Origin of the sequence: Mycobacterium sp. 1245805.9 (genome assembly GCF_001672915.1) — a bacterium.
Lineage (GTDB): Bacteria > Actinomycetota > Actinomycetes > Mycobacteriales > Mycobacteriaceae > Mycobacterium.
In genome coordinates, this window is the sequence record NZ_LZKR01000094.1 from 26,196 (window position 1) to 48,308 (window position 22,113).

23 protein-coding genes and 1 pseudogene are annotated in these 22,113 nt (G+C 67.2%); 10 read left to right on the plus strand and 14 right to left on the minus strand.

All coding sequences use genetic code 11. The annotated features are described in order from the left end of the window. Window positions 1–11: 11 nt before the first annotated feature. Window positions 12–266, plus strand: coding sequence for a hypothetical protein (locus tag A9X00_RS13805; protein ID WP_067153925.1), 255 nt, complete (start codon window positions 12–14; stop codon window positions 264–266). Between the two features lie 3 nt (window positions 267–269). Here A9X00_RS13805 and A9X00_RS13810 read toward each other — a convergent pair whose 3' ends face one another. Together A9X00_RS13810 and A9X00_RS13815 are read right to left on the minus strand one after the other, a co-directional pair. Continuing rightward, entirely contained in the window at window positions 270–1,751 is a 1,482-nt protein-coding gene (locus tag A9X00_RS13810) for a CATRA conflict system CASPASE/TPR repeat-associated protein (protein ID WP_156772076.1), read from the minus strand. A 4-nt stretch (window positions 1,752–1,755) separates the two neighbouring features. Continuing rightward, window positions 1,756–2,448, minus strand: a complete 693-nt coding sequence (locus A9X00_RS13815; protein WP_067153930.1) for a hypothetical protein — start codon at window positions 2,446–2,448, stop codon at window positions 1,756–1,758. Window positions 2,449–2,545: 97 nt separating this feature from the next. Between A9X00_RS13815 and A9X00_RS32760 the strand changes: the two are divergent. From A9X00_RS32760 to A9X00_RS13825, 3 genes and pseudogenes are all read left to right on the plus strand, one after another. Further along, a pseudogene (locus A9X00_RS32760) lies at window positions 2,546–3,217 on the plus strand (BadF/BadG/BcrA/BcrD ATPase family protein); the annotation flags it as partial. Between the two features lie 135 nt (window positions 3,218–3,352). Beyond that, complete coding sequence (locus A9X00_RS32765; RefSeq protein WP_369830749.1) at window positions 3,353–4,252, plus strand: N-acetylmuramic acid 6-phosphate etherase; 900 nt, start codon at window positions 3,353–3,355, stop codon at window positions 4,250–4,252. 94 nt (window positions 4,253–4,346) lie between these two features. Further along, window positions 4,347–5,873, plus strand: coding sequence for a serine hydrolase (locus A9X00_RS13825; protein ID WP_082975213.1), 1,527 nt, complete (start codon window positions 4,347–4,349; stop codon window positions 5,871–5,873). A 7-nt stretch (window positions 5,874–5,880) separates the two neighbouring features. Here A9X00_RS13825 and A9X00_RS13830 read toward each other — a convergent pair whose 3' ends face one another. After that, window positions 5,881–6,615 carry a M15 family metallopeptidase gene (locus tag A9X00_RS13830; RefSeq protein ID WP_232006809.1) on the minus strand — a complete coding sequence of 245 codons (735 nt, stop codon included), beginning with the start codon at window positions 6,613–6,615 and terminating at the stop codon, window positions 5,881–5,883. Between the two features lie 126 nt (window positions 6,616–6,741). On the opposite strand from A9X00_RS13830, the gene A9X00_RS13835 reads away from it, so the two are divergent. After that, a complete protein-coding gene (locus tag A9X00_RS13835) occupies window positions 6,742–7,110 on the plus strand; it encodes a hypothetical protein (protein ID WP_067153936.1) in 369 nt (122 codons plus the stop codon). Between the two features lie 13 nt (window positions 7,111–7,123). Here A9X00_RS13835 and A9X00_RS13840 read toward each other — a convergent pair whose 3' ends face one another. Continuing rightward, a complete protein-coding gene (locus tag A9X00_RS13840; RefSeq protein WP_082975215.1) occupies window positions 7,124–8,884 on the minus strand; it encodes an NAD-binding protein in 1,761 nt (586 codons plus the stop codon). A 288-nt stretch (window positions 8,885–9,172) separates the two neighbouring features. Here A9X00_RS13840 and glnA point away from each other — a divergent pair, with 288 nt between their 5' ends. After that, a complete protein-coding gene (gene glnA, locus A9X00_RS13845; RefSeq protein ID WP_067153939.1) occupies window positions 9,173–10,609 on the plus strand; it encodes a type I glutamate--ammonia ligase in 1,437 nt (478 codons plus the stop codon). Window positions 10,610–10,615: 6 nt separating this feature from the next. On the opposite strand, the gene A9X00_RS13850 is transcribed toward glnA, so the two are convergent. The 3 genes from A9X00_RS13850 to A9X00_RS13860 form a co-directional block, all read right to left on the minus strand. Next, complete coding sequence (locus tag A9X00_RS13850) at window positions 10,616–11,308, minus strand: N-acetylmuramoyl-L-alanine amidase (protein ID WP_232006810.1); 693 nt, start codon at window positions 11,306–11,308, stop codon at window positions 10,616–10,618. Between the two features lie 11 nt (window positions 11,309–11,319). Next, window positions 11,320–11,787: a DUF732 domain-containing protein gene (locus tag A9X00_RS13855; RefSeq protein WP_067153942.1), complete on the minus strand. Its 468-nt coding sequence runs from the start codon at window positions 11,785–11,787 to the stop codon at window positions 11,320–11,322. Window positions 11,788–11,980: 193 nt separating this feature from the next. Next, window positions 11,981–12,568, minus strand: a complete 588-nt coding sequence (locus tag A9X00_RS13860) for a DUF732 domain-containing protein (protein WP_232006811.1) — start codon at window positions 12,566–12,568, stop codon at window positions 11,981–11,983. Window positions 12,569–12,614: 46 nt separating this feature from the next. On the opposite strand from A9X00_RS13860, the gene A9X00_RS13865 reads away from it, so the two are divergent. Then, complete coding sequence (locus A9X00_RS13865; RefSeq protein ID WP_156772077.1) at window positions 12,615–12,938, plus strand: hypothetical protein; 324 nt, start codon at window positions 12,615–12,617, stop codon at window positions 12,936–12,938. A 12-nt stretch (window positions 12,939–12,950) separates the two neighbouring features. On the opposite strand, the gene A9X00_RS13870 is transcribed toward A9X00_RS13865, so the two are convergent. Together A9X00_RS13870 and A9X00_RS13875 are read right to left on the minus strand one after the other, a co-directional pair. Then, window positions 12,951–13,613 carry a TetR/AcrR family transcriptional regulator gene (locus tag A9X00_RS13870; protein ID WP_067153952.1) on the minus strand — a complete coding sequence of 221 codons (663 nt, stop codon included), beginning with the start codon at window positions 13,611–13,613 and terminating at the stop codon, window positions 12,951–12,953. 123 nt (window positions 13,614–13,736) lie between these two features. Further along, window positions 13,737–14,429, minus strand: a complete 693-nt coding sequence (locus tag A9X00_RS13875; protein WP_082975212.1) for a TetR/AcrR family transcriptional regulator — start codon at window positions 14,427–14,429, stop codon at window positions 13,737–13,739. A gap of 374 nt (window positions 14,430–14,803) precedes the next feature. Here A9X00_RS13875 and A9X00_RS13880 point away from each other — a divergent pair, with 374 nt between their 5' ends. Continuing rightward, window positions 14,804–15,199, plus strand: coding sequence for a DUF4267 domain-containing protein (locus A9X00_RS13880; protein ID WP_067153954.1), 396 nt, complete (start codon window positions 14,804–14,806; stop codon window positions 15,197–15,199). Continuing rightward, window positions 15,196–16,023: an LLM class F420-dependent oxidoreductase gene (locus A9X00_RS13885; protein ID WP_067153957.1), complete on the plus strand. Its 828-nt coding sequence runs from the start codon at window positions 15,196–15,198 to the stop codon at window positions 16,021–16,023. The genes A9X00_RS13880 and A9X00_RS13885 overlap by 4 nt, the downstream gene beginning before the upstream one ends. 20 nt (window positions 16,024–16,043) lie before the next feature. Here A9X00_RS13885 and A9X00_RS13890 read toward each other — a convergent pair whose 3' ends face one another. The 5 genes from A9X00_RS13890 to A9X00_RS13910 are packed head-to-tail and all read right to left on the minus strand — an operon-like array spanning window position 16,044 to window position 21,473. Continuing rightward, window positions 16,044–17,540 carry an NAD(P)/FAD-dependent oxidoreductase gene (locus tag A9X00_RS13890; RefSeq protein ID WP_067153959.1) on the minus strand — a complete coding sequence of 499 codons (1,497 nt, stop codon included), beginning with the start codon at window positions 17,538–17,540 and terminating at the stop codon, window positions 16,044–16,046. A gap of 18 nt (window positions 17,541–17,558) precedes the next feature. Next, a complete protein-coding gene (locus A9X00_RS13895; protein ID WP_232006812.1) occupies window positions 17,559–19,007 on the minus strand; it encodes an aldehyde dehydrogenase in 1,449 nt (482 codons plus the stop codon). After that, a complete protein-coding gene (locus tag A9X00_RS13900) occupies window positions 19,004–19,801 on the minus strand; it encodes a carboxymuconolactone decarboxylase family protein (protein ID WP_067153965.1) in 798 nt (265 codons plus the stop codon). Before A9X00_RS13900 ends, A9X00_RS13895 begins: the two co-directional genes overlap by 4 nt. A 35-nt stretch (window positions 19,802–19,836) precedes the next feature. Next, window positions 19,837–20,646: a mycofactocin-coupled SDR family oxidoreductase gene (locus A9X00_RS13905; RefSeq protein WP_067153967.1), complete on the minus strand. Its 810-nt coding sequence runs from the start codon at window positions 20,644–20,646 to the stop codon at window positions 19,837–19,839. After that, complete coding sequence (locus A9X00_RS13910; RefSeq protein WP_067153969.1) at window positions 20,643–21,473, minus strand: mycofactocin-coupled SDR family oxidoreductase; 831 nt, start codon at window positions 21,471–21,473, stop codon at window positions 20,643–20,645. Before A9X00_RS13910 ends, A9X00_RS13905 begins: the two co-directional genes overlap by 4 nt. A 45-nt stretch (window positions 21,474–21,518) precedes the next feature. On the opposite strand from A9X00_RS13910, the gene A9X00_RS13915 reads away from it, so the two are divergent. Continuing rightward, window positions 21,519–22,112, plus strand: a complete 594-nt coding sequence (locus A9X00_RS13915; protein WP_067153971.1) for a TetR family transcriptional regulator — start codon at window positions 21,519–21,521, stop codon at window positions 22,110–22,112. The last annotated feature ends 1 nt before the right edge of the window (window position 22,113 follow it).

Sequence of the window (22,113 nt, forward strand, 5' to 3'; positions counted from 1 at the left end):
GGAGCCTTTCGATGATCACCCGCCCGAGGACGAGTTCGCCCACCCTTTTCTGTGCCGCACTTGCGCTTGTCGCCAGCCCGTTCGTAGCGCCGGCCGTCGCGCACGCCGACTTCAATCAGGACTTCTACCGGTTCTGTATCACGAACCTTGGTCAGGGCAACGACTACTGCTGTGCGCACGCGGGGGGCAACGTGAAGGGCGCCAGTTGCGCGGACCCGGTCACCGGAAACCTCATATCGCCGGCGGTCGCGGTGCGGCCGGGTTGACCGTCATCGGGCTCGTCGAGGACGCCCATTCTTGAGGTGGGCGATGCCGGCCAAGGATGTCGCACCTAAGGCCGCAGATATCACGATCATCCATACCGGTGCCTGGCTCGACGCCACCACCGCGCATAGCCAGCCCACGACGCCGCCGACCGCTGCAACGGCGAGGAGTTCGGGCCAGGCATAGCGATGCGCCCATCGAAGCGCCAAAGTTGGCAACAGTAGCGCGATCGAGGCGACCAGCGCCATAACCGCCGCCCGCACGGATGTGGGCACGTCGAACTTGCCGCCAAGCGTGTTCGACACGCTGAACGCACCCAGTAGCGCGCCAAGAAGGCTCGTCTGCAGCACGGCGAGCAAGTTCGCCGTTCGTCCGTGCGCAGCTGAAATTTGTTGCAGGCGAAGGTCGGTGAGCTTTTGCGCCTCGGCCACGCGTTCGCGGCACGACTCCAGATACGCGATCTCGTGATCAACTCGATGGAGAAGCCAGTCCGCCAGGCCCAGCTCGCGGGCGAATGGCGAAGTGTTTGACAGGGCTGTGTCAACGTCGGTCGGCTGATATTCGCGCAGATTGTGGGCGGCGATCTCGACGGTCTGATGCAGATCTCGCAGACGTGTGATCGAGATCAGAAGGCCCGCGGCCTCGCCCTGAGCGCGACCCAGCCGGCTCTGCGCGTCGATCAACTCACTCGCGGATGCGGCCTCCGTCTCGAATTGTTGATGAAGCGCAAACATTTCGGCGAGGTCATCGTCGAGTCTGCGTTCTTGTTCGCGCAATTCCGAGATGCCCCGCTGAAACACGTTGACCTCAAAGCGAAGCTTGCTCGCATGCACGAAGTAGCGCACCAAGGGTCCGGCGTCGTCGTTCTCGCCTGTCAGCCAACACCATTCGCTCAACACGGTGGCGTTGGAGTCGTCAGTCAGCGCGACGACTGAACGCCCCCACGACGACTCTCGGTCCCACAGCGCAATTCCCGGCTCGACAACAGCAGACAATTCAAGTCCTGAGCCTGCGTGGTCGGCCTGCAACTTGCGGACAGTGCCGCCGGCTCTCGCCGCCAACACGGTGGCCGGTTGGTCGCCGACGCCGGTGAATAGGTGCACTGCGCCCAACGCGCCGATGAGCTGATCGCCGCCGGTGGCATCGCGCCACGCTGTCGACAAGTTGGTCCATGCGTCTTCGACGTCGGTCGTCGGCGCGCGCAGCCTGATGGCAACCGCCGCAACGTCATGCGCAGTAAATACGAATGCGGCGTTTTGCGCGTCGGCATCGGTTTTGCCCGCCAGCACGCGGAACCACACGTCGTCGATGGGCAGCTCGTCTGGCGGCTCGATGGGGACGTCATGATCGGCGAGGGGCTCGGTGATCCCGATCTTCGATGCCGCCATCCAAGTCTTCCGCAGGGCCCTGTCGAGACTACCCACGCCAGGTAAAAGCGGCACGAATACGAAAACGTGAAGTGCGTGACCGCGGATGCTGATCGTCACGAGATCAACCTTCCGCGGAGCGGAAGCCGCCGCGGGCAGAAAGCGTGTCCACCAAGCGATTGGCGAACTCGCGTATCTCCTGCGGGGGCGGGACTTCGATGTCGACAGCTGCGTCGAGAACACCCACCGGCATCGCAGGCCGCTCGGCGGGCGCACCGCTGATCCGCGACTGCCGCCTTCGGATCGTTACCGCGATGAGCGCCGCACCAATAATCGCGAGCAGTACGCCTCCGAGCACCAATCCGATCAACCCCGCATGGAGTGACGTGGCCGGCCCCGGGGGTGCGGGCGAAGGGGGCGCCGGTGTCGTTGCAACCGAACGTTTTAAAAGGCTGGTCCCGACTGCGAAGACGCCGAGCAGGCCCACTACCACCGCCGCGACAGCGCTCAGAAGTATGGCTGGAGAAAACCGTGCGACACGCGGGGCATTGCCGCGCGAGAGCTCAGCCCGAAGTGGGGGTGCCCCAAGTGGGGGCGCCGCTCTTACCGCGGACTCTCCGTCCGATCCCGCCAGATCGGCGAGGTAATTGAGCGCTTCCGTCAGTGCGGCGGTGTCGTCATGTTTGGTTGCCCAGTCGATCTCGTGGAAGCGAGCGTCAACGACCGACCACTGAGAGGGGGACAACTGAAGCCTGACGACATGGTTGATTGCGCTCTGGGTCTCTTCGAGCAGCTCCTTCGGCAACTCACTCGCCACAAAGGCAAATCGTACGGCTCTTGCTGGTGATTTGCGGCGCGAACAATTGGCGAAAGCGGCGGGTTCGGACCGGCGCCCTCATGCAAATATGGGTCCAATGATCCTCGCCATCGACCTGGGCAAGACGCGGTGTCGGGCGTCCGGGGGCGGCCGGCGGGCCGAGGGGCCAGGCGCGCCGGGGCTCGCGGCGCCCGGCGGCGTGCGGGCCGCGGAGGCGGCGATCGTGGCCGTCGCGCGAGATTTCGGCCGCGTCGACGAGGTGATCGTGGGGGCCGCCGGCGCTCTGAACGCGCCGGACGCGGCGCGCGCGCTGGCCGACGCGCTGCTGACGTCGCTGCGGGCCGAGCGGGTCGCCGTGACAGGTGACAGCGTGATCGCGCACGCGGGGGCGCTGGACGGGAAGCCGGGCGTCGTGCTGATCGCCGGCACCGGGGTCGTGGCGCTGGCCATCGATGCGGACGGCGCGCTGCGAACCGCCGACGGCTGGGGCCCGTGGCTGGGCGACGAGGGCGGTGGCGCGTGGATCGGAGCCGCGGGCCTGCGCGCGGCGCTGCGCGCCCACGACGGCCGCGGCCCGTCCACCGCCCTGCTCGACGCGGCCCGCGCCCGGTTCGGGGCGCCGGAATCCTGGCCGGCGCAGCTCACGGACGCGGCGGCGGTCGCGTCGTTCGCGCCCGCCGTCCTCGCCGCGGACGACGACCCGGTGGCGTCGGCGATCGTCGGCGCCGCCGCCGAGGCACTCGCCGCGACCGCCCGCGCGGCCGGGGATGGGCCGGTCGCGATGGTCGGCGGCCTGGCCGGGATGGAGGCGCTGCGCAAACAGCTCGACTTGATCCCGGCCGCCGGCGACGCGCTCGACGGCGCGCTGCGACTCGGCGCGATTCACGAGCCGCACGTGATCCGCGTGCAGGCGGCCGTCCGGCAGGGCCTCGACGCCCTCGCCACCGAGGCCGTCCGTCCCGGCCTCGACGACCTCGACCTGCGGCCGGTCGGCGAGGTCGTGGCGCTGCTCGTCGCCGCGGAGGGCGAGGCGCATGGAGCGGTTGCGGCGGCGGTTCCGCGGATCGTGGCCGCGGCCGAGGCCATCGTCGCGCGGCTCGAGCGGGGAGGCCGCCTGATCTATGCCGGCGCCGGGACGCCCGGCCGTCTGGGAGTGCTGGACGCGGCTGAGTGCGGGCCGACGTTCGGCACCGACCTCGTTCGTGGCGTCATCGCCGGCGGGAGCGCGGCGTTGACCGAGGCGATCGAGGGCGCGGAGGACGCGTTCGACCCGGCCGACCTCGCCGATCTCACCGCCGCCGACGCGCTGGTCGGGGTCACGGCGTCGGGCCGAACGCCGTACGTGCTCGGGGCGCTCGAGCATGCCCGCGCGGCGGGAGCGCTGACGGTCGCGATCGTCAACAACCCGGGCAGCGAGGCGTCTGCCGACGTGGTGATCGAGCTGCTGACCGGGCCGGAGGTGCTCGCCGGCTCGACCCGGCTGACCGCGGGGACGGCACAGAAGGTGGTGCTCAACGCGCTGTCAACCAGCGTCATGATCGCGCTCGGCAAAGCCTACGGACCGCGGATGGTCGATGTCCGCGCCACCAGCGCCAAGTTGCGTCGCCGCGCCGTGCGGATCGTCCGCGACGCGGCCGGGGTCGACGAAGAGTCTGCGGTCGCGGCTCTCGCCGGCGCGGGCGGTCACGCCAAGACGGCGATTGTCGCGCTGCTCGCTGGCGTCGACGCGGCCGAGGCCGCCCTGCGGCTGGACCGCGCCCGCGGACGCGTGCGGGACGCGCTCAATGGGCAGGTACCGCAATGAAATCCCCGGCGCCACCGACCATCTGGCCCAGGCCGCGCTCCTTGACAAGCCGTGCCGCCGGACCCAGCATCATGGCGGGATCATCATGAAGCGCATGCGAAGGGCCATCGCCGTCGGAGCCGTCGTGCTCGTGGCGGGCTGCTCGCATGCCCATATATCGCAGACGGCTGTAGTCGACAGTTCGCAACCGACGCCAACGCCGATTCCAACGCCGGTGCCCGCCGCGGTTCCCGCGCCCAACGTCCCAACCGTTTCCAAGCCGCCCGACGCGGCTCCCGCGCCCGATTTCGCGACGGTGTCCAAGCTGATCAACGATGCGATTGCGGCGAACCGGATGCCCGGTGCCGTGGTCGTGATCGGACATGCCGGACAGATCGTCTTCCACCAGGCGTATGGCTCGCGCAAGCTCGCCGGTGAACCCGGGCTGGACGGATCGCCCGCACCGGCCGAGCCGATGACCGAGGACACGCTCTTCGACATGGCGTCCCTGACGAAGATCCTCGCGACGGCGCCGGCCGTCATGCAGCTATACGAACAGGGCAAGGTTCAGTTCGACGACCCGGTGCAGCAGTACCTGCCTGAGTTCAACACAGTGGACGACCCACGGCGCGCAAAGGTGACCGTTCGCATGTTGCTGACGCACACTTCAGGCGAGACGGGCGACGTCGAACTCAAAGATCCATGGGGGCTGGACGGAGCGGACAAAGCGGAAGGCATCCATCGTGCGCTCACGACGCCGCTGGAGTCGGATCCCGGCGGGGTTTTCCGCTACTCCGACATCAACTTCATCCTGCTCGGTGCGCTGATCGAGAAAATCACCGGCGAGGCGGAAGACGATTACGTCGCCGAACATGTGCTCGCACCGCTCGGCATGCAAGACACCCGCTACCTCCCCGCGGACAAAGCCTGCGGCCCGCACACGGTCCGGGGAGCCGCGATCGGTTGGGCTGGCCCGTCAACCGGGAACGGATGTCCCGCGGGCACGTGGAGCACGGATCTCTTGCCGCGCATCGCGCCAACGGCGCGTGACGAAGAGGGCCGGGCCGATCCGGGCAAGAATCCCGATCTCGACTACCTGCTTCGGGGCACCGTGCAGGACACCACGGCGCGGCGCATGGGGGGTGTGGCCGGGCATGCCGGCGTGTTCTCGACGGCGCACGATGTGGGCATTTACGCGCAGTCGCTGCTCGATCGGCTTGCCGGCCGCCCGAGCGAATTTCCCTTGGCGCAAACGACTTTGGAGCTGATGACCACTCCCCAGCAGCCCGGCCACACGGCCCAGCAGCTCCAGGCGGCCAACGATGCCGCCCGCCAAGCCATCGCAATGAGGCGAAGCCCCACATATCCGCTGCTCGCCGCGCACTATCCGGCGATCGCGGGGCAAAATCTGCGCGGCTTTGGCTGGGACATCGATACCCCCCTTTCCATGCCGCGAGGCATGATCTTCCCGATCGGCAGCTTCGGCCACACCGGTTTCACCGGAACCTCACTCTGGCTCGACCCGCGGTCCGATACCTACGTGGTTCTGCTCACCAACTCGATCCACACGCGGGGCAGTGAACCGATCTCGGATGTGCGCGGCGAAGTGGCGACGGCGGCCGCGCGCGCGTTGGGTCTTTAAGGGACCTCTAGGTCCGCTCGAAGTGCTGATAGTCCAGGGGGGCCGTCCACTCGCCACCCCACCGCCAACCCCGGTCCGTGAAGGCGTGCACCGCCGGGTCGCCGACGTGTAGGAGTCCCGGGTCGGTGCGGGTGCGGTCCAGGTAAGCCGCCGCGTTCCGGGGTTCGAAATACCCGCTGGCGTAGAGGCACGGGTTGACCAGCGTGTTGATATCGATGGCGCGCCCGTAAGCGTGTGGCGACCACTGATCGGTTCCGGGGATCAGTCGGCAGTTGAAGGCCGACGTGTTGTTGTCCTCCATCGACAATTCGTCGTCGGCGTCCGCATAGTGGTCGACCGTCTGCATTTTTTCGATCGGGTAGCCCAGCCGGAAGAGCTGCCCGAAGATCGCGACGACGTCCGCCGCCAGGTCTTCATGCACGACGAGCTGGCCGCGGTGGGTCTGGCCGTCGAACCCGACGTAGTCGACGCCGACCCGGCGCAGCTGCTCGGGTTCGACGGGACAACCCGGCCGCCAGGTCGTACCGAGTTCCGCGGCAGTGACCGGCTCCACCGTCGCACCTGCGGATGTTGGTGGCGCGCTCGCCGACGGCGGGGCGGCGGGTGACGACGACGCGGCGGCTGACACCGACGGAGATGCTGTGGCCGCATGCGGCGGGGGCGCGGCGGCGCATTGCACCAGCACGACACCGGCCGCGAGCACTTCCGCCAGCACGGCCCATGGCCGCTTGAAGGGCGTCAATCGAAATGAGTCCTCACCGCTACCCCGGACAAGTCCGTGCAACGCTACCGTTGCGCTGCAGCAGAAGTGGGTAAACAAACGCCATCAGATTTGCCAATCACGTCAGTAATCGGAAGGTGGCATCGGATGGCTGGTCACGAAGGGGGCCGATGGGACGTCGGCACCAAGGACGACGCGGTCTACCTCCAGCGCGTCTCTGAGAGCGACGAGCGGTTATTCGACGACTTGTTGGCGGCCGACGAGGCCCGCGAATTAAGTGGGCTGTTGACGAAATACGCAGACAAGGTCGACAAGTCCAAGGACTCCGACAAATCCGACGACTCCGATAAGTCGGAGGACTCGGACAAGTCCGAGGATTCCGACAAATCCGAGGACTCGGACAAATCCGAGGACTCCGACAAGTCCGAGGACTCCGACAAGTCCGAGGATTCCGACAAGGCCGAGGACTCCGACAAGGCCGACGACTCCGAGGACGGCGACGAGTCGTCAGATTAGCGGAACCAGTTCGTCAAACCTCTGTCTCTTGCGCCCACCTCGGCCGGCGAGCTTCTCGGCTGTGCGGCGAACGCGCCGCGGCCAGTGTCGCCGCGCTCCCGCCGTTGATCGCGGTCAGCGGCGGCGGCTGGCCCTTGCGCAGCGTCGCGATCAGCTCGCGGTACGGGCCGATCAGGTAGACGGTGTCGCCCGCTTGCAGTCGGGCGTCGCGGCGGGGCCGCAGTCTGATCGGCCCTTCCGGGCGGATGATCGCGATCACGCGGGTTTGCGTGGACATGTGCATCATCGTCAGCCCGTCCAGCTCGCTGCCCTCCGCCACGAGCATCCCGCCCACCATGAACGAGCGCTGTCCCACCCAGAACGTCCCCAACACCTGCAGCCCCATCGCTGCGCCGATGAACCAGGGCGCGGCCAGGTCGACGATCGACCGCACGTTTTCGAAGCCGAACCGCTGATTCACCGCGGTACCCAGGGCGCGGCCTTGAACCCGCATGACGATGGGCGTCTTGGTGTCGGATCCGAGGATCTCGAGCAGCACGATCCCGGTCTCGATGTTCTCCATGTCGTCGCTGGTCACCACCGCCACCCCACGGGCGCGGTCGACGCGCGCCGATTCCAGCGTCTGGCGCATCGCCGGATCTCCGAAGATCACCGGGACGTCGAGTTCCGCCGCGGTCGGCAGGAAGCGGTTGTTCTCGTCCTTCTCGATGACCAGGACGTCATAGCCGGCCGCGGCCAGGTCGCTGACGACGCGGATCCCGACGGAGCCGAGGCCGATGACGACGACGTGGTCGCGCATTTGCCGGGCCCGCCGGAGTCCGGCCAACTGGACGAAGCGGCGCGACAGCAGCAGGTCCGCCAGGAACGCGACGAGAATGGCGGTGACGATCGCGCCGCTGAACATCAACCCGACCGCGAACAGTCGCAGCCAAACGGATTGTTGGGTGAAGTTGAACTCGCCATAGCCCACGGTGGTGATCGTCTCGGAGGTGAAGTACAGGGCGTCGACCCACGACATCCGCGGGTTCCGATAGCTGAAGTGCACCACCGCTGTCGAACCGAGCGTGAGGAATAGCGCGAATCCCAACGAGGGATAAAGCATTGGGTTGATGTCGTCGCGCATGGCGCGCGTGGCATCGATTATGCGCCGCGCCCGGGAGTGGCGAGAGCGCGTCGCTGTCGCGGAGGGCACCTTGATCCCACGGGCTTCCAATTCGTCTTTGACGCCGATCATCGACGTCCAGTCGCCGGCGTAGACCCGCTGATCCCGTCCCGGGCAGGGCACCACCTCGCCGGGGGCGGGTGACTTCTTGCCGTGGACCACCGCCACCGGCGCGAGGTCGCCGTAGAGCTCGCGCAGGGTGCCGTCGTGCGGTGCCTCGGCTCCCCAGACAACGAATTCGATACCGGCCGTGTCGAACTGGTGCGCATTACGCGACAGAACCGCCTCGACGAGGGATGGCGTCGCGAGCTCGGCGACGTCCAAGATCGCGCCGGGGCCGTTGACCGTCGACACCGCTTCGCGCAGCACGTCATTGGCCAGCCGGGCCACCACGCGAACGTCCGGGCTGTATTGCCGTGCAAGTAAAGCGATTTCGAGATTCACGGCATCATTGGGACCGGCGCAGACGACCGCGCGTGCTCGATGCACCCCGGCGCCGAGAAGGTCGGCAGCGGTGTTGATCTTGATGATCCGCGCGCCGGCGCCCCGCAGCTCCTCGGCGATGGTTCTCGACAGAGCGTCGTCACCGGCGACGATGATTTCGCGATGCATGATCTCGCGCGCAGGGTGGGAAACGGGTTGCTCCATGCGCCCGTCAAGATGGCCGATTTGTGGCCGGAGCCCGGGGACCGACGACATCGTCTTCATGGTTCGGCCTTTCGTTTTTCGTTCCTATGACTATCGGCCACTGTGCCGGGTCATGCCACCGGAGGAGCGCGGATACAGAAAGTCCTGCGGTGCAACAGGTTCGACTCGGGCTTGTCACGCCGACGAAATAGTCGGGGTGTACAAAACGCTGGCGCGGTCCGCCGGGCGCCCCGTTAAGCGAAGGAGCATTCCGTGTCCGAACACACGCCCGACGACATCTTCAAACTGGTCAAGGACGAGAAGATCGAGTACGTCGACGTCCGCTTCTGTGACCTGCCGGGCACCATGCAGCACTTCACGATTCCGATTTACGTGTTCGACGAGAACGTGTTCGAGGAAGGCCTGGCCTTCGACGGCTCGTCGATTCGCGGTTTCCAGTCGATCCACGAGTCCGACATGTTGCTGCTTCCCGACCCGGAAACCGCGACCGTCGACCCGTTCCGCGAAGCCAAGACGCTGAACGTGAACTTCTTCGTGCACGACCCGTTCACCCTCGAGTTGTACTCACGCGACCCGCGCAACGTCGCCCGCAAGGCCGAGAACTACCTGATCAGCTCCGGCATCGCGGACACCGCCTACTTCGGCCCCGAGGCCGAGTTCTACATCTTCGACTCGGTGAAGTTCGACTCGGCCATCAACGGCTCGTTCTACAAGGTGGACGCGACATCGGGGTGGTGGAACACCGGGGAAGATACGGAGTCCGACGGGAGCCCCAACCGCGGCTACAAGGTCCGGCCCAAGGGCGGCTACTTCCCGGTCGCCCCCACCGACCACTACGTCGACCTGCGCGACAAGATTCTCACCAATCTGACCAACGCCGGCTTCTTCTTGGAGAAGGGTCACCACGAAGTGGGCGGCGGTGGCCAGACCGAGATCAACTACAAGTTCAACACGCTGCTGCACGCGGCCGACGACCTTCAGATGTACAAGTACATCGTCAAGCAGACGGCATGGCAGGCCGGCAAGACCGTGACGTTCATGCCCAAGCCGCTGTTCGGCGACAACGGCTCCGGCATGCACTGCCACCAGTCGCTGTGGAAGGACGGGGTCCCGCTGATGTACGACGAGGAGGGCTACGCCGGCCTGTCGGACACCGCACGGCACTACATCGGCGGCTTGCTGTACCACGCTCCGTCATTACTGGCCTTCACCAACCCGACGGTGAACTCCTACAAGCGGCTGGTGCCGGGTTATGAGGCCCCGATCAACCTGGTGTACAGCCAGCGCAACCGCTCGGCATGTGTTCGAATCCCGATCACCGGCAACAACCCGAAGGCCAAGCGCCTCGAGTTCCGTTGCCCGGACTCGTCGGGCAACCCGTACCTGGCGTTCTCGGCCATGCTGATGGCGGGCCTGGACGGCATCAAGAACAAGATCGAGCCGCCACCACCGGTCGACAAGGACCTCTATGAGCTGCCGCCCGAGGAGGCCGCCGAAATCGTGCAGGCGCCCACCCAGCTGTCCGCCGTGATCGACCGGCTGGAGGAGGACAGCGAATACCTCACTGAGGGCGGTGTTTTCACGCCCGACCTGATCGAGACGTGGATCAACTACAAGCGCGACTACGAGATAGCGCCGTTCAACCTCCGGGTGACCCCGTACGAGTTCGCCCTCTATTACGACGTGTGAACCTGGTCAGTTCCCCGCCTCGATGGCCGCGACTCTCGCGGCGGCGTCCGGTCCGCAAAAGCGCTGGAGGTCCACCGGGGCGCCCGCCAGCAGATCGTCGATGCGGCGCTTGAGGTCACCCGACGAGAGATGGGCATAGAGGTTCGCGCCCGGGCAGGACGTCGAGGCCAGGTCGCGATGGCCCGCCAATGTGCTGCTCGCTACCCGAAAGTTCTGGGCGGCCCAGGCGAACGCGAGCGCGGCTCCCTGTAGCTGGGCCTCGGACACGGCCTCTTGGTCGAAGTCACCCTCGCAGAGGACGAGGAAATGGCCGGTCGTGTTGTAGTCCGTCGCGGTGTCGCCCGCGAATTCGGTGCTTCGCAGTTCGTAAATGTTGCCGTTGCGGTCGACGCCGACGTGGTACGCGATGTCGATCCAGCCCTTCTCGTCTTGGTGGTACCGCTGGTCCTGGCGCAAATGGCTTGGGGCATTGCGGTTTTCGCCGAGGACCACCGCCTCGTGGTGCAGGGTCATTCGGGTGATGGTGTGGGGCTTCCCGCCGGAGCGGGCCGGCCGCGCGCCCCAGGCGTCCCGGCAGAGCAACTGCGCCGACGTAGCGGCTGGGGCCGCTGCGGCAATGTCCATTTGTGCCGCACCCGCGCCGAGCAGCGACAAGCCGACGCCGCCCGCCAGCCGGAGCAGCTGGCGGCGGTCGACCATGGCCCAGCGCTCTACTTCGCCGTACTCGGGCAGTACGCAAAGACGGCGGCCTGCGCCAAATGCAGGGCGTCGTCATGACTGAACCGCTTCGGCCATGGATTACCGGCGGCTTTGTCCTGGTTCTGTGCCTCCAGGATGTTGTTCACCGTCGACTCGATGGGCTCTGGGCGCGGCGGCAACATCAGGAAGCAGGTGTGGTGGCCGAGCTCCATGAACCGCTGACGCATGGCCGCCTTGCCGCTGTCGGTGATGCCGTAACTGTCCAGCGTGGACATGAATTGAGCGTCCGCCCCGTCGGCCGGGGAGTTGGCCGCGCCCGACGCGCTGATCGTTACCGTTTGCGGCCCCGGCGACATCGCCGTCTTATCCCGTGACAGGTAGACGCCCACCGAGATGAGACCCGCGAGGGCGGCGACGGCGAGAGCCGCCCCTCCGATGAGGACCCCAACCGGCGTCCGCCTGGTTTGGCTGCCCGTCATGCGCGGCCTCCTCTGACTGCCGGGTGGTCGCCAAGGGCGCTCGCGCTTCCTGGATCACGCCGACCCCTCGCCTGGGCTCCCCAGGCAACCCCAAGTCCAATCAATATCGCACCGTCTGCGCTCCGGAGTTCAACGACACGTCCATGGCCGATGTCGAAGTCTGTCACGGCGGTCTCGGTCCGTACAGACCGCGCTAGGACGCCGGGCCAACCAGGTTGGCGTTCTGTGGGCAGTACGCGTGCACGGAGATCGTCACATACGTATCGGCGTCGAGCCCGGGGTTGCTCGTCCGAAACGACCCGACGATCTGCGGCACCGTCAATCCCTGGCGGATGTCGTCGCACACCACCTTGCCGTTGTGAATGGCGGCCTCGGGGTTGGCGAACGAGATGCCGTGATCGTTCAGGTCCTGCACGTACTTGTTGTCCTGGTCGGGCGTGGACACGATGGACGACGGCCCGGCCGCCGGAGGCGGCGCCGCGGGTGCGGTCGATCCGGGCGTGGGGGCGGCCGGTTGCGGAGCCTTCGAGGACGGGCTGAACACCCAGAACACCAGGACGATCGCGCCGGCCAACCCCAGACCGCCCATCAGCAGCGCGCCGGCCTTACGCCAAGTGGCGCTCCATGATTGGCGGTCTTCCGGTGGTTCATCGGGGACGTCGTTGTAGTCGCGCGCCGACGTGCGGTCGGCTTCATCCGAAGCTGCGTGATTGGGTACGGCAACCGTCTCGGCGCGGTTGAGCCCGAACGTATCGTCGGCAGCCGGAGACGGCTCGGCCATGACGGCCATGGTAGCCATCGCCGAGCGATTGTGAGAACCTCGCGCTATGTCAGCGTCGCCTGACCACCGCGCCGACACGGGCGGCCGGGGTGTTTCCGGAGGCCGGATCGACCGCGCGATGGATGTGCTTCGGCGCCTGCTGCGGTACGAGGTCAGCGTCGGAGCGCTGATCGAGCTGGCGCTCTGGCTCGCGATCCCCTACCTGACCATCGGCTTCGTGTGGGCGGTCCTGCACACCGAGCAGACGCAGCGAATCCAGGCGCGGCTGGAAAACGTGTTCCCGACGGCCCCCGACATCGCGGCGTTCGGCTTGACGGCGGCGTTGTGGCCGGCCTCGATCCAAATCGCCGATGCGTGCCCGGCCAAGTAACCGGCCTCGCCGCTAGCCCGCCGCCGCGTCTTCCCCGGTGACCCGTTCGATCGTGTGGGGCGCGACGCCGAGTCCGCGCAGGCAGAACCGCAGCGCGCGTTCGCGCACCACGGCGCGGTCCCAACGATGGGTCGCCCACTGCCGCTGGGTGCCCGCCCACACGACGCCGTGGATCGATTTCGCCGCGGTCGCCGGAACGATGTCTTCGAACACGCCAAGTTCGAGCCCGCGTTCGAGCTGCTCGATGAGCGGCTCGAGTATCGCGCCGTAGGCCGGGGCCGCCATCTCCGGCGAGGAGAACGCTTTCGAATGAGCCTCCAGCGAAAGCCGACGCGCGCCCGATTCGGCGTTGTCCCCGAAGGCGAGTTCGAGTCGTCCGTCCACCCAGGCGACGACCGCTTCGACCGGGTTGGCGGTGTTCGCCATCTTGCCCCGCAACCGTTGGGTCTCCATCCGGGCCAGCTCCAGAAAGACCTCCGCGACCAGCTGATCCTTCGAGTCGAAATGCCGGTAGAACGCGCGGGTACTCAACTGCGCGCGTTCCAGCACGGCAGCGACGCTAAGCCCCCGGACACCGTGGTCGTGCATCGACTGAGACGCGGCGTCCAGGATGGCGCACCGCACGTCCGGGTCGGGGGCGAGCTTGTTCCGTCGTTGCGTCAAGGAGGTAGTCATGGTGTCAGCAGAGGGTTGCCCGGTTATACAGACGTTTCATAGGTGCGTAGGTACCCCGCCCAATTGCCAGCGAAAACCTCGAAATGCCCGCCGATTGAAAATTTACGTTTTCGAAATGTCCGGCTAGCCGGCGGCCGTGACTTGTTCGATGGTGTGCGGCGCGACGCCCAGCCCACGCAGGCAGAACCGCACCGCTCGGTCACGGACGTCGTCGCGGTCCCAATGGTTCGTCGCCCACTGCCGCTGCGTGCCGGCCCACACGACGCCGTGTATCGACTTGGCCGCGACCGTAGGGACGATGTCCTTGAACACGCCGAGGTCCAGGCCCCGCTGGAGCTGCTCGATGAGCGGCTCGAGGATCGCGCCGTAGGCGGGCGTGACCATCTCGGGAGTGGAGAACACTTTCGATTGGGCCTCCAGCGACACCTGTCGCAGCTCCGCCCGGATGTCCTCGTCGAAGGCGAGGTCGAGCCGCCCGTCGATCCATGCGGCCACCGCCTCGATCGGGTCGGTGGCTTCCGACATCTTGTGCCGCAGCCGCGTCACCTCGCTGCGCGTCATCTCCAGGAAGACCGCCGCCACCAGTTGGTCCTTCGACTCGAAATGCCGGTAGAAGGCGCGGGTGCTCAGCTGCGCGCGTTCGAGCACCGTGGCGACGCTGAGTCCTCGAACCCCCTGCTCGCGAACCGATTTCGCGGCGGCATCGACGATCGCGCGGCGCACGTCGGGGTCGGGCGCAAGCTTCTTGCGTCGTGGCGTGACCGTGTGGCCGGCATATTGCTGCGGACGCGCCCGCGGATCCCCCTGTCCCGTCATAGTTTGTAAAAATAATCCGCTGATCGGTCGCGTACATCCGCTTTCGGAAACCCCGTGTCGGACGAGTTTTGATCGAATGTTGGCCGGATGTCTATTAGACAAATGCACAATTGTTTCGTTTCAAGATCATTGTTGACTGCTTGTTGCTGGTCTGGGATGTTTTGTTGAGATCGCTCGCGGACGGCATCCGGACAGACGGCAATTGTGTTTCATATGAACAGGTTTGCTGGGATGGGTGACCGTACCGCAATTTTCTTACGCCGCGCCCTGCGTGAAGCTTCCACCTGAAAACGACGATTTCGGTGAACTCCAGTTCACTAACGCCTGCGGGGTCATGCTCGTGAACGTCAGCGAATGGCTCTAGGCTGCGGGCCATGGCGATTGACCGGGCCGCGCTTCTCGCGGGCAGCATCCGACTGGCGTCGGGCATCTCCTTCCTCGTCGACCCGCTCCGGGCGAACCGGCTGTGGGGCGATCCGGAGGAGCCGACGCCGACGGCGCGACTGCTGCTGCGTTCCATGGGCTATCGCGATGCCTTGATCGGAGGGCTGCTCGCCGCGGCCGCGCTGCGCGGCAAGGACACCCGCGGCTGGTTCCTCGCCTCGGGCGGCGCCGACGCGGCCGACCTGCTCGGCGGGATAAGCGTGCATGACGAGTTGAAGCCGTCGCAGCGGGTTATCGGCCTCGGCGGCGCCGTCGTCGGTATCGGGGTGGGGCTTTGGGGCGCGACCCGTCGTAATGTCGTCAGGCGACGAGGGGAGCAAGCATGAGGATCGGCGTCCTGACGTTCATTACCGACGAAGGCATCGGCCCGGTCGAGTTGGGCCAGGCGCTCGAGGAGCGCGGGTTTGGCTCACTGTTCCTGGCCGAGCACTCACACATCCCGGTCGACGCAAAGACGCCGTATCCGATGGGCGGGCCGATTCCGCGGAAGTACTACCGGACGTTCGATCCGTTCGTGGCGTTGACCGCGGCGGCCGTCGCGACCCAGCAGCTCGTGGTGGGCACGGGGATCGCGTTGGTCCCGCAGCGAGACCCGATCCTGACGGCCAAGGAGGTGGTCTCGCTCGATCTGGTGTCGCAGGGGCGATTCCGCTTCGGCGTCGGCGTGGGCTGGCTACGCGAAGAGATCGCCAACCATGGCGTCGACCCGGGAGTGCGCGGTCGCGTGGTCGACGAGCGGCTGCGCGCGATGATCGAGATCTGGACGCAGGAGAAAGCCGAATTTCACGGCGACTTCGTGAACTTCGACCCGATCTACAGCTGGCCGAAACCCCTGACGAAGCCATATCCGCCGCTGTATCTCGGTGGCGGGCCGGCGAGCTTCAAGCGAATCGCCCGCCTCAACGCCGGCTGGCTCGCCATGAGCCCGTCGGCGGAAGCCCTGTCCGGTCAGCTCGAGGAACTGCGCGCCGTCGCCGACCACGACGTGCCGGTGATCGGCTCGCACTTGGGCGAACACTCGGCGAAGGAGCTCGAAGGCTACCTCGCGCTCGGCGTGGAGCAGGCTCTGGTGGAGTTGCCCACCGAGCCTCGCGACGAGACGCTGCGCCGTTTGGATGAGCTGCAGGCCGAGTTCGCGCAACTGGCGTAAACCCTTGCGGGGCGGGCGAACTAACCGGCCGCGGCCGACGCCGCCTCCAGCAGCGACCAATAGCTTCTTTCGCGCTCGGTCAGCTCGTTGGACGTGATCCCACCGAAGGTCGCGGCGTCGCGCGCGAACCGGGTCGCCGCGTCGGGCAACGCGTCCGGGCCGTCGAGCCGGAAACAACTCGGTGCCAGGGGGCCGAACAGCAGGGCGCGCCGTAGCTGCGGCCAGGCATCCGGGTTCGGCTCGACCCCGGCGGCCCGCGCGAAGGTCACGGCGACCAGGTTCATCCGCGTCTTCTGCGAGGTGCCGCGCAGCGAGCGATAGGCCTTGATCGCCGATCGTTGGTCGGTCTCGGTCGGCGACGGGATGGTGCCGCCCCATGCATACGCGATCCACCTGGCTTGAAGTTCAAGCGGCACAAAGTATCCGCCCGACTGATCCCACATGCCCATGAAGGCCAGTCCGGGAAGGTCGGGGTGGAAGGTGTAGCGGTCGGCGTCCATGTGCACCGAGTCGAGATCGAGGACCCGCCGGATGTCGTCGTCGAGGAACGGCAACGAAAGCTCGAACCCGGTGCCGAACACGATCCCGTCGAATTCCTCGGCGCGGCCGTCGGCGAACGCCACCGTGGTGCCCGCCACCGACTCCATCCACGGCCGCACCGTGATCCGGCCCTCTGCCACCAGCGGCAGGTAGTGCTGGTTGAGGGTGAGGCCGGCCACGGAGACGGAAGGGTCTGGCGCCGGCGCGCCGTACTGCTCGGGGCTTCCTGCCGCTGCGACCACTAGTTCCTTCAGTTGCCGGTCGATCTCGGCCGGTTGCAGCGTCTCGGCGGCCAGCGTTCCGTATCGCGTGTAGACCCGGTGATCGGAAGGTACGCCGGCGGCGAACTTGGGCAGGACGTACCGCTGGCGCCGCTGGGTCACCACGATGCGCTCCGCACCGAGTTGGGCGAGATCGGCCGCGATCTCGAGCGCGCTGATCGCGCAGCCCGCCACCAGGACGCGCTTGCCCTGATAGGGGTCGGGCCCCCGATAGGCGTACGTCGGCTTCGCCCCCGCCGAGCCGGCGAAGGTCTCGAGCCCGGGCACCGGGGGAATGGCGGCGGCATGGAACCTGCCCGTCGCCACCACCACCCGCTCGAAGCTTTCTTCCCCGCCGCCGTGACGCACCAGCCAGCGGGCACCGTCGCGCGTGACGAGCCCGACGGAAGTCCCGAACTGAATGCGCTCGACGAGCCGGAACCGTTCGGCGTAGCGGCGCAAATAGTCGAGAATGTCGCGGTTGGACGGATAGACCAGGCCGGTCCCGTGCTCGAGGTCGCTGAAGGCCGTCAGCACGCGGCTGCTGTTCGTGTGCATGCTGGGCCACACGCCGCTTCGGCCGTCCAGGCCCGCCCACTGACCGCCGAGCACGGGTGAGCGCTCGAAGATCGTGGGCTCGAACCCCTGCGACAGCAGCCAACGCGCCGCGATGAGCCCGCCCGGTCCCGCCCCGATCACCGCGACGTCTCCGGCCATCCTGGAACTCTAAACGCTTCAGCCCATGCCGATTCGAATGTTCTTGACTTGCAGGAATTCGTAGAGGCCGTCCAGTCCACCGGTGCGCCCGAATCCGCTTTGCTTGAAACCGCCGTACGGTCCCTGCGGCGAGATGTCGCTGAACGTGTTGACCCACACCGAGCCCGCCTCGAGCCGGCGCGCGATCCGGTGCGCGCGGGAGAGGTCGCGCGTCTGCACGAAGGCGTTCAGGCCGTACGGTGTGTCGTTGGCGATGCGCACCGCTTCTGCTTCGCTGCCGAACTTCATCAGGGACACCACCGGACCGAAGGTCTCCGTCTGGGCCAGCGTGGACGCGTTGTCCACGCCGCCGAAAACGGTCGGCTCGATGTAGTACCCCGCGGCCAGCTGGCCGCCCAATCTGGTTCCCCCGGTGAGCAATTCGCCCGCTTTGTCGGCGACCGCGCCGTCGATCTCCGCGATGATGCGATCGGCGGCGGCCTGGCTGATGACGGGCCCGAACACCACGGCGGGGTCGAACGGGTCACCTGCCTTGGCGCTCTTGACGACGCCGACGAAGCGTTCGGCGAACGCGCCGTAAACGGATTCGTGCACCAGGATCCGGCTGGCGCAGGCGCAGCTCTGTCCCGACTGGATCAGCGGGCCCTGATGGGCCGACAGCATGGCCGCCGCGTCCAGGTCGGCGTCGTCGAAGACGATCATCGCCGACTTGCCGCCGAGCTCGGCGACCACCGGTGTCAGGTTTGTCGCCGCCGCCTCGAGGACCTTGCGGGCGGTCGCCGCGCCGCCGGTGAAGTGCACCTTGCGGACGCCCGGGTGGCGGACCAGCGCTTCACCACCTTCGGGCCCGGCGGGCACCACGTTGACGAGCCCGGCCGGTAGGCCCGCCGCCACACACAGCTCGCCGAACCGCAAGGCGGCGAACGGCGCCACCTCCGACGGCTTGAGCACGACGGCGTTGCCGGCCGCCAGCGCCGGGGCGACGCACGACGCGATCACCACCAGCGCGCCGTTCCACGGCGTGAGGACGCCGACGACGCCGTACGGCTGGCGTTCGACGAGGTTGACGTCGAACGATTCGGCCACTGGCGTGCTGAGACCGTGCGGTTTGTCCACGTAGCCCGCGAAGTGGCGCAGAAATCGTTCGAGCAGAATCGCGTTGCCGGCGAACGAGATTGGGACGGCGTAGTCGTGCACGTTGAGCCGGGCCAGCTCGTCGAGGTCGTCGCGCACCGCGTCGACCAGGTCGATCAACCTATCCCGACGGCGATCGGCGGTGAGCGACATCCATTCTCGGTGGGCCGCCCACGCGGGGGCGACGGCCTCGTCGATCTCGGCGGCGCCGGCCAGCTGCACGCTCGCGTTGGGCCGGCCGGTGGCCGGGTAGATGTGCGGGTGGACCCCGCCGGACGACCGGGTGACGCGGTCGCCGCCGATCAGCAGTGCTCCGGACAGCGACGTGTTCACGTCGCGGTCGCTTCCGCATGCCATTCCGCCGAGACGCGCTGCTTCTGCTCGCCGATCACCTGGCTCAGGTGGGAGGCCTTCGGCCAGCCGTAGTAGGCGGCGAAATGCAGGGCCAGTTCGTCCATCTCGTCGAACGAGATGTCGCGGCTCTTCAGCGCGGCGTAGACGTGGCTCAGGATCGGGATGGGCGCGTCCTGGATGGCCACACAGGCCACCGTCACCAGGCGCCGCTCCTTGATTCCCAGCCCGGGCCGCAGCCACATCTCGCCGAACACGAAGTTCAAAATCCCCGCCCCGGAGTAGGGGTTGTCCCGGATCGGCACGAACGGAATGCAATTGACCGACTTGAAGCATTCCTCCCCGGTCGCCAGCCGGCTCTCCGGGTCGCTCGGTGTCGGCAGCGGCAGCAGCGGCTCGGGGGGCGGCACGGCTAGGCCGCGCTCGCGGTGGATCCGTTCCCACTGCTCGTCGACGGCCATGTTGAATCGGGACGCCTTGGGCCACCCGCCGTATACCGCGAAATGCAGCACGGTTTCGCGCATCTCGGTAATGCTCACGTCGCCACTGTTGAGGGCCGCGTACACGTGGTCCCGCAAGGGTGCTTCGGCGTCGGCGGCCGCGACGCAGGCCAGGGTGACGAACCGCCGGTCCCTGCGGCTCAGGATCGGCCGCGACCAAACTTCGGCGAAGACGAACTCGATCAGGGCGCTGGTCGTCGTGGGGATCGGATCCTCAGGCGCAGGCACCGTCATCACCTCGGCGAACTGGCGCAGCCCGCGTTGCGAACGTTCCATCGTGAAACCTGCTCTCTGCGTTGAACGTTGGACGGCTAGCGCAGGGTGACGCCGGCGTCCACCTTGAGCTCCAGCCCGGTGACGAACCGGGATTCGTCCGACACCAGAAACAGCACCGCGTTGCTGATGTCGATCGCCTCGGCCATCACGGTGGGCAGGGCGTTGAGGAAGATGGGAATCAGGTCGGGTCGCTGTTCGGCGAGTAGCGCGTGCATGGACTCCGGGCGCATGCCCGTCTCCACGCCGGTCGGATGCACGGTGTTGACGCGAATGTTCTGCGCGGCAAGCTCGTTGGCCAGCGCGCGGCTCAATCCGACGACGCCGTGCTTGGACGCCGTGTAGGGAAGGTGCAGCGGGGTGCCCTTCAGCCCCGCCGACGAACTGACCAGGATCAGGCTGCCGCCCCGGTCGACCAGATGGGGGAGGGCCGCGGCGCAGGTGTTCCAGGTGCCGATGAGGTTGACGTCGACGACGGTGCGCCACTGCTCCGGCGTCGTGGTGTCCCAGGTGCCGACGGTCAGTACCCCGGCGTTGGCCACGGCGGCGGCCAGGCCGCCCAGTTCGGCGACGCCGTCGTCGACCGCCGACGCCAGGGCCGCGGCGTCGCGGATGTCGACCACATGGATGACCGCGCGGCGGTCGTGCTTTTCGACCAGCCGCGCGGTCTCCTCGAGGTCCGCGCGCGAGGCGAGGGGATACTCGAGCTCCGGCAGCGAGGCACAGATGTCGACCAGGATGAGGTCGGCCCCCTCCTCGGCCAGTCGCACGGCGTGGCTGCGCCCCATACCCCGCGCGGCGCCGGTTACCAGCACCCGCTTGCCCGCGACTCGTCCGATGGCGGTCATAGCTTGTTGCAGAATCCGGCGTCGACCGGGAACGTCACCCCGGTGACGTACTTGGCCTCGTCGGAGACCAGGTAGGCGATGGCGGCGCTGATGTCCTCGGGCTCGAGCAGGCCGACCGGCATCGGGTTCTGCAGGTGCGGGCCGCCGTCCGGGTAGTTCTCCAGGAATTCGGTCATGGCGGGATTGACCGCCATCATGGTGTTGACCGCTGTCGGGTGCACGGTGTTGACTCGAATGTTCAGCGGCGCAAGCGCATTGGCGAGCGTCCGCATCAGCCCGACGATGCCGTGTTTGGACGCCGCGTAGCCCAGGCCGCCGCCTTGCAGGCCGCCGAAGCCTTTCAGCCCGGCCGTGGAACTGGTGAAGATGATCGCCCCGCCGCGATTGCCGGCGAGCAGGTGCGGAATCGCCGCCCACGCGGTGTGATAGGCGCCGTCGAGGTTGACCGCGGTGGCCGCCTTCCACTGCTCCAGCTCCTCCTCGATGGTGAGCTCGCGGAAGGCCACCGGCGCGATCCCCGCGTTGGCGAGCACGATGTCGAGGCGACCGAACTGCTCGACGCCGGCGTCCACCGCCGACTTGACCTGATGGAAGTCGCGGACGTCGGCCACCAGGCCGAGCATCTTGGCGCCCTCCGCCTCGACCAGGGCCACCGTTTCGTCGAGCTCGGCGCGGCTGGCCATCGGGTAGCCGTTCGCGGGAATGTCGTCGCAGATGTCGACGCCGACGATGTTGGCCCCGTCGCGCGCCAGGCGAATCGCGTGGCTGCGGCCCTGACCGCGAGCGACGCCGGTGATGAAGGCGACCTTGCCTTCCAGTTGGCCCATGATTTCTGCCCCTCGGTAACGTGGTTACTCGGTGCGTACAGTAACATGGTTACCGTGGTTGCAGAAGGGGGTCGCGCGCCGGATCCGATCATCGAGATCGTGGTCGAGCTGCTGGACACGCAGGGCTACGAGGCCGTGCAGCTGCGCGAGGTGGCCCGGCGCGCGAGGGTATCCCTCGCCACGATCTACAAGCGGTACGCCACCCGCGACGAGCTCATCGTCGCCGCGCTCGAATGGTGGATGGACACCAATCGCTATGCCAACCTGCCGGCACCGGTCGGCGGCGAGGGCCGCGGCTCGCTGTACTCCGACCTCATGCAGGTGATGCGGACGATCTTCGAGCCGTGGGAAAAGCACCCCACGATGCTGCGGTCGTACTTTCGCGCACGATCTGGCCCGGGTGGGGAAAGACTGATCCAGCGCGGCGTGGACGCGGTCGTTCCGGTCGCCAAATCGATTACGGCCCAGGTGGATTCGGAGTACGCGAAAGATCTCGAGCTGATCCTGACGGGCGTCGTCTTCGGCTTCCTCGGTCGCTTTGCGCAGGGCGAGATCGAGGTGACCGAGATCGTGCCCGGGATCGAGCGCGCCGTGTTCTGGCTGACCGCGGCCTACGAGAACCGCGCCGTGGCGCAATAGG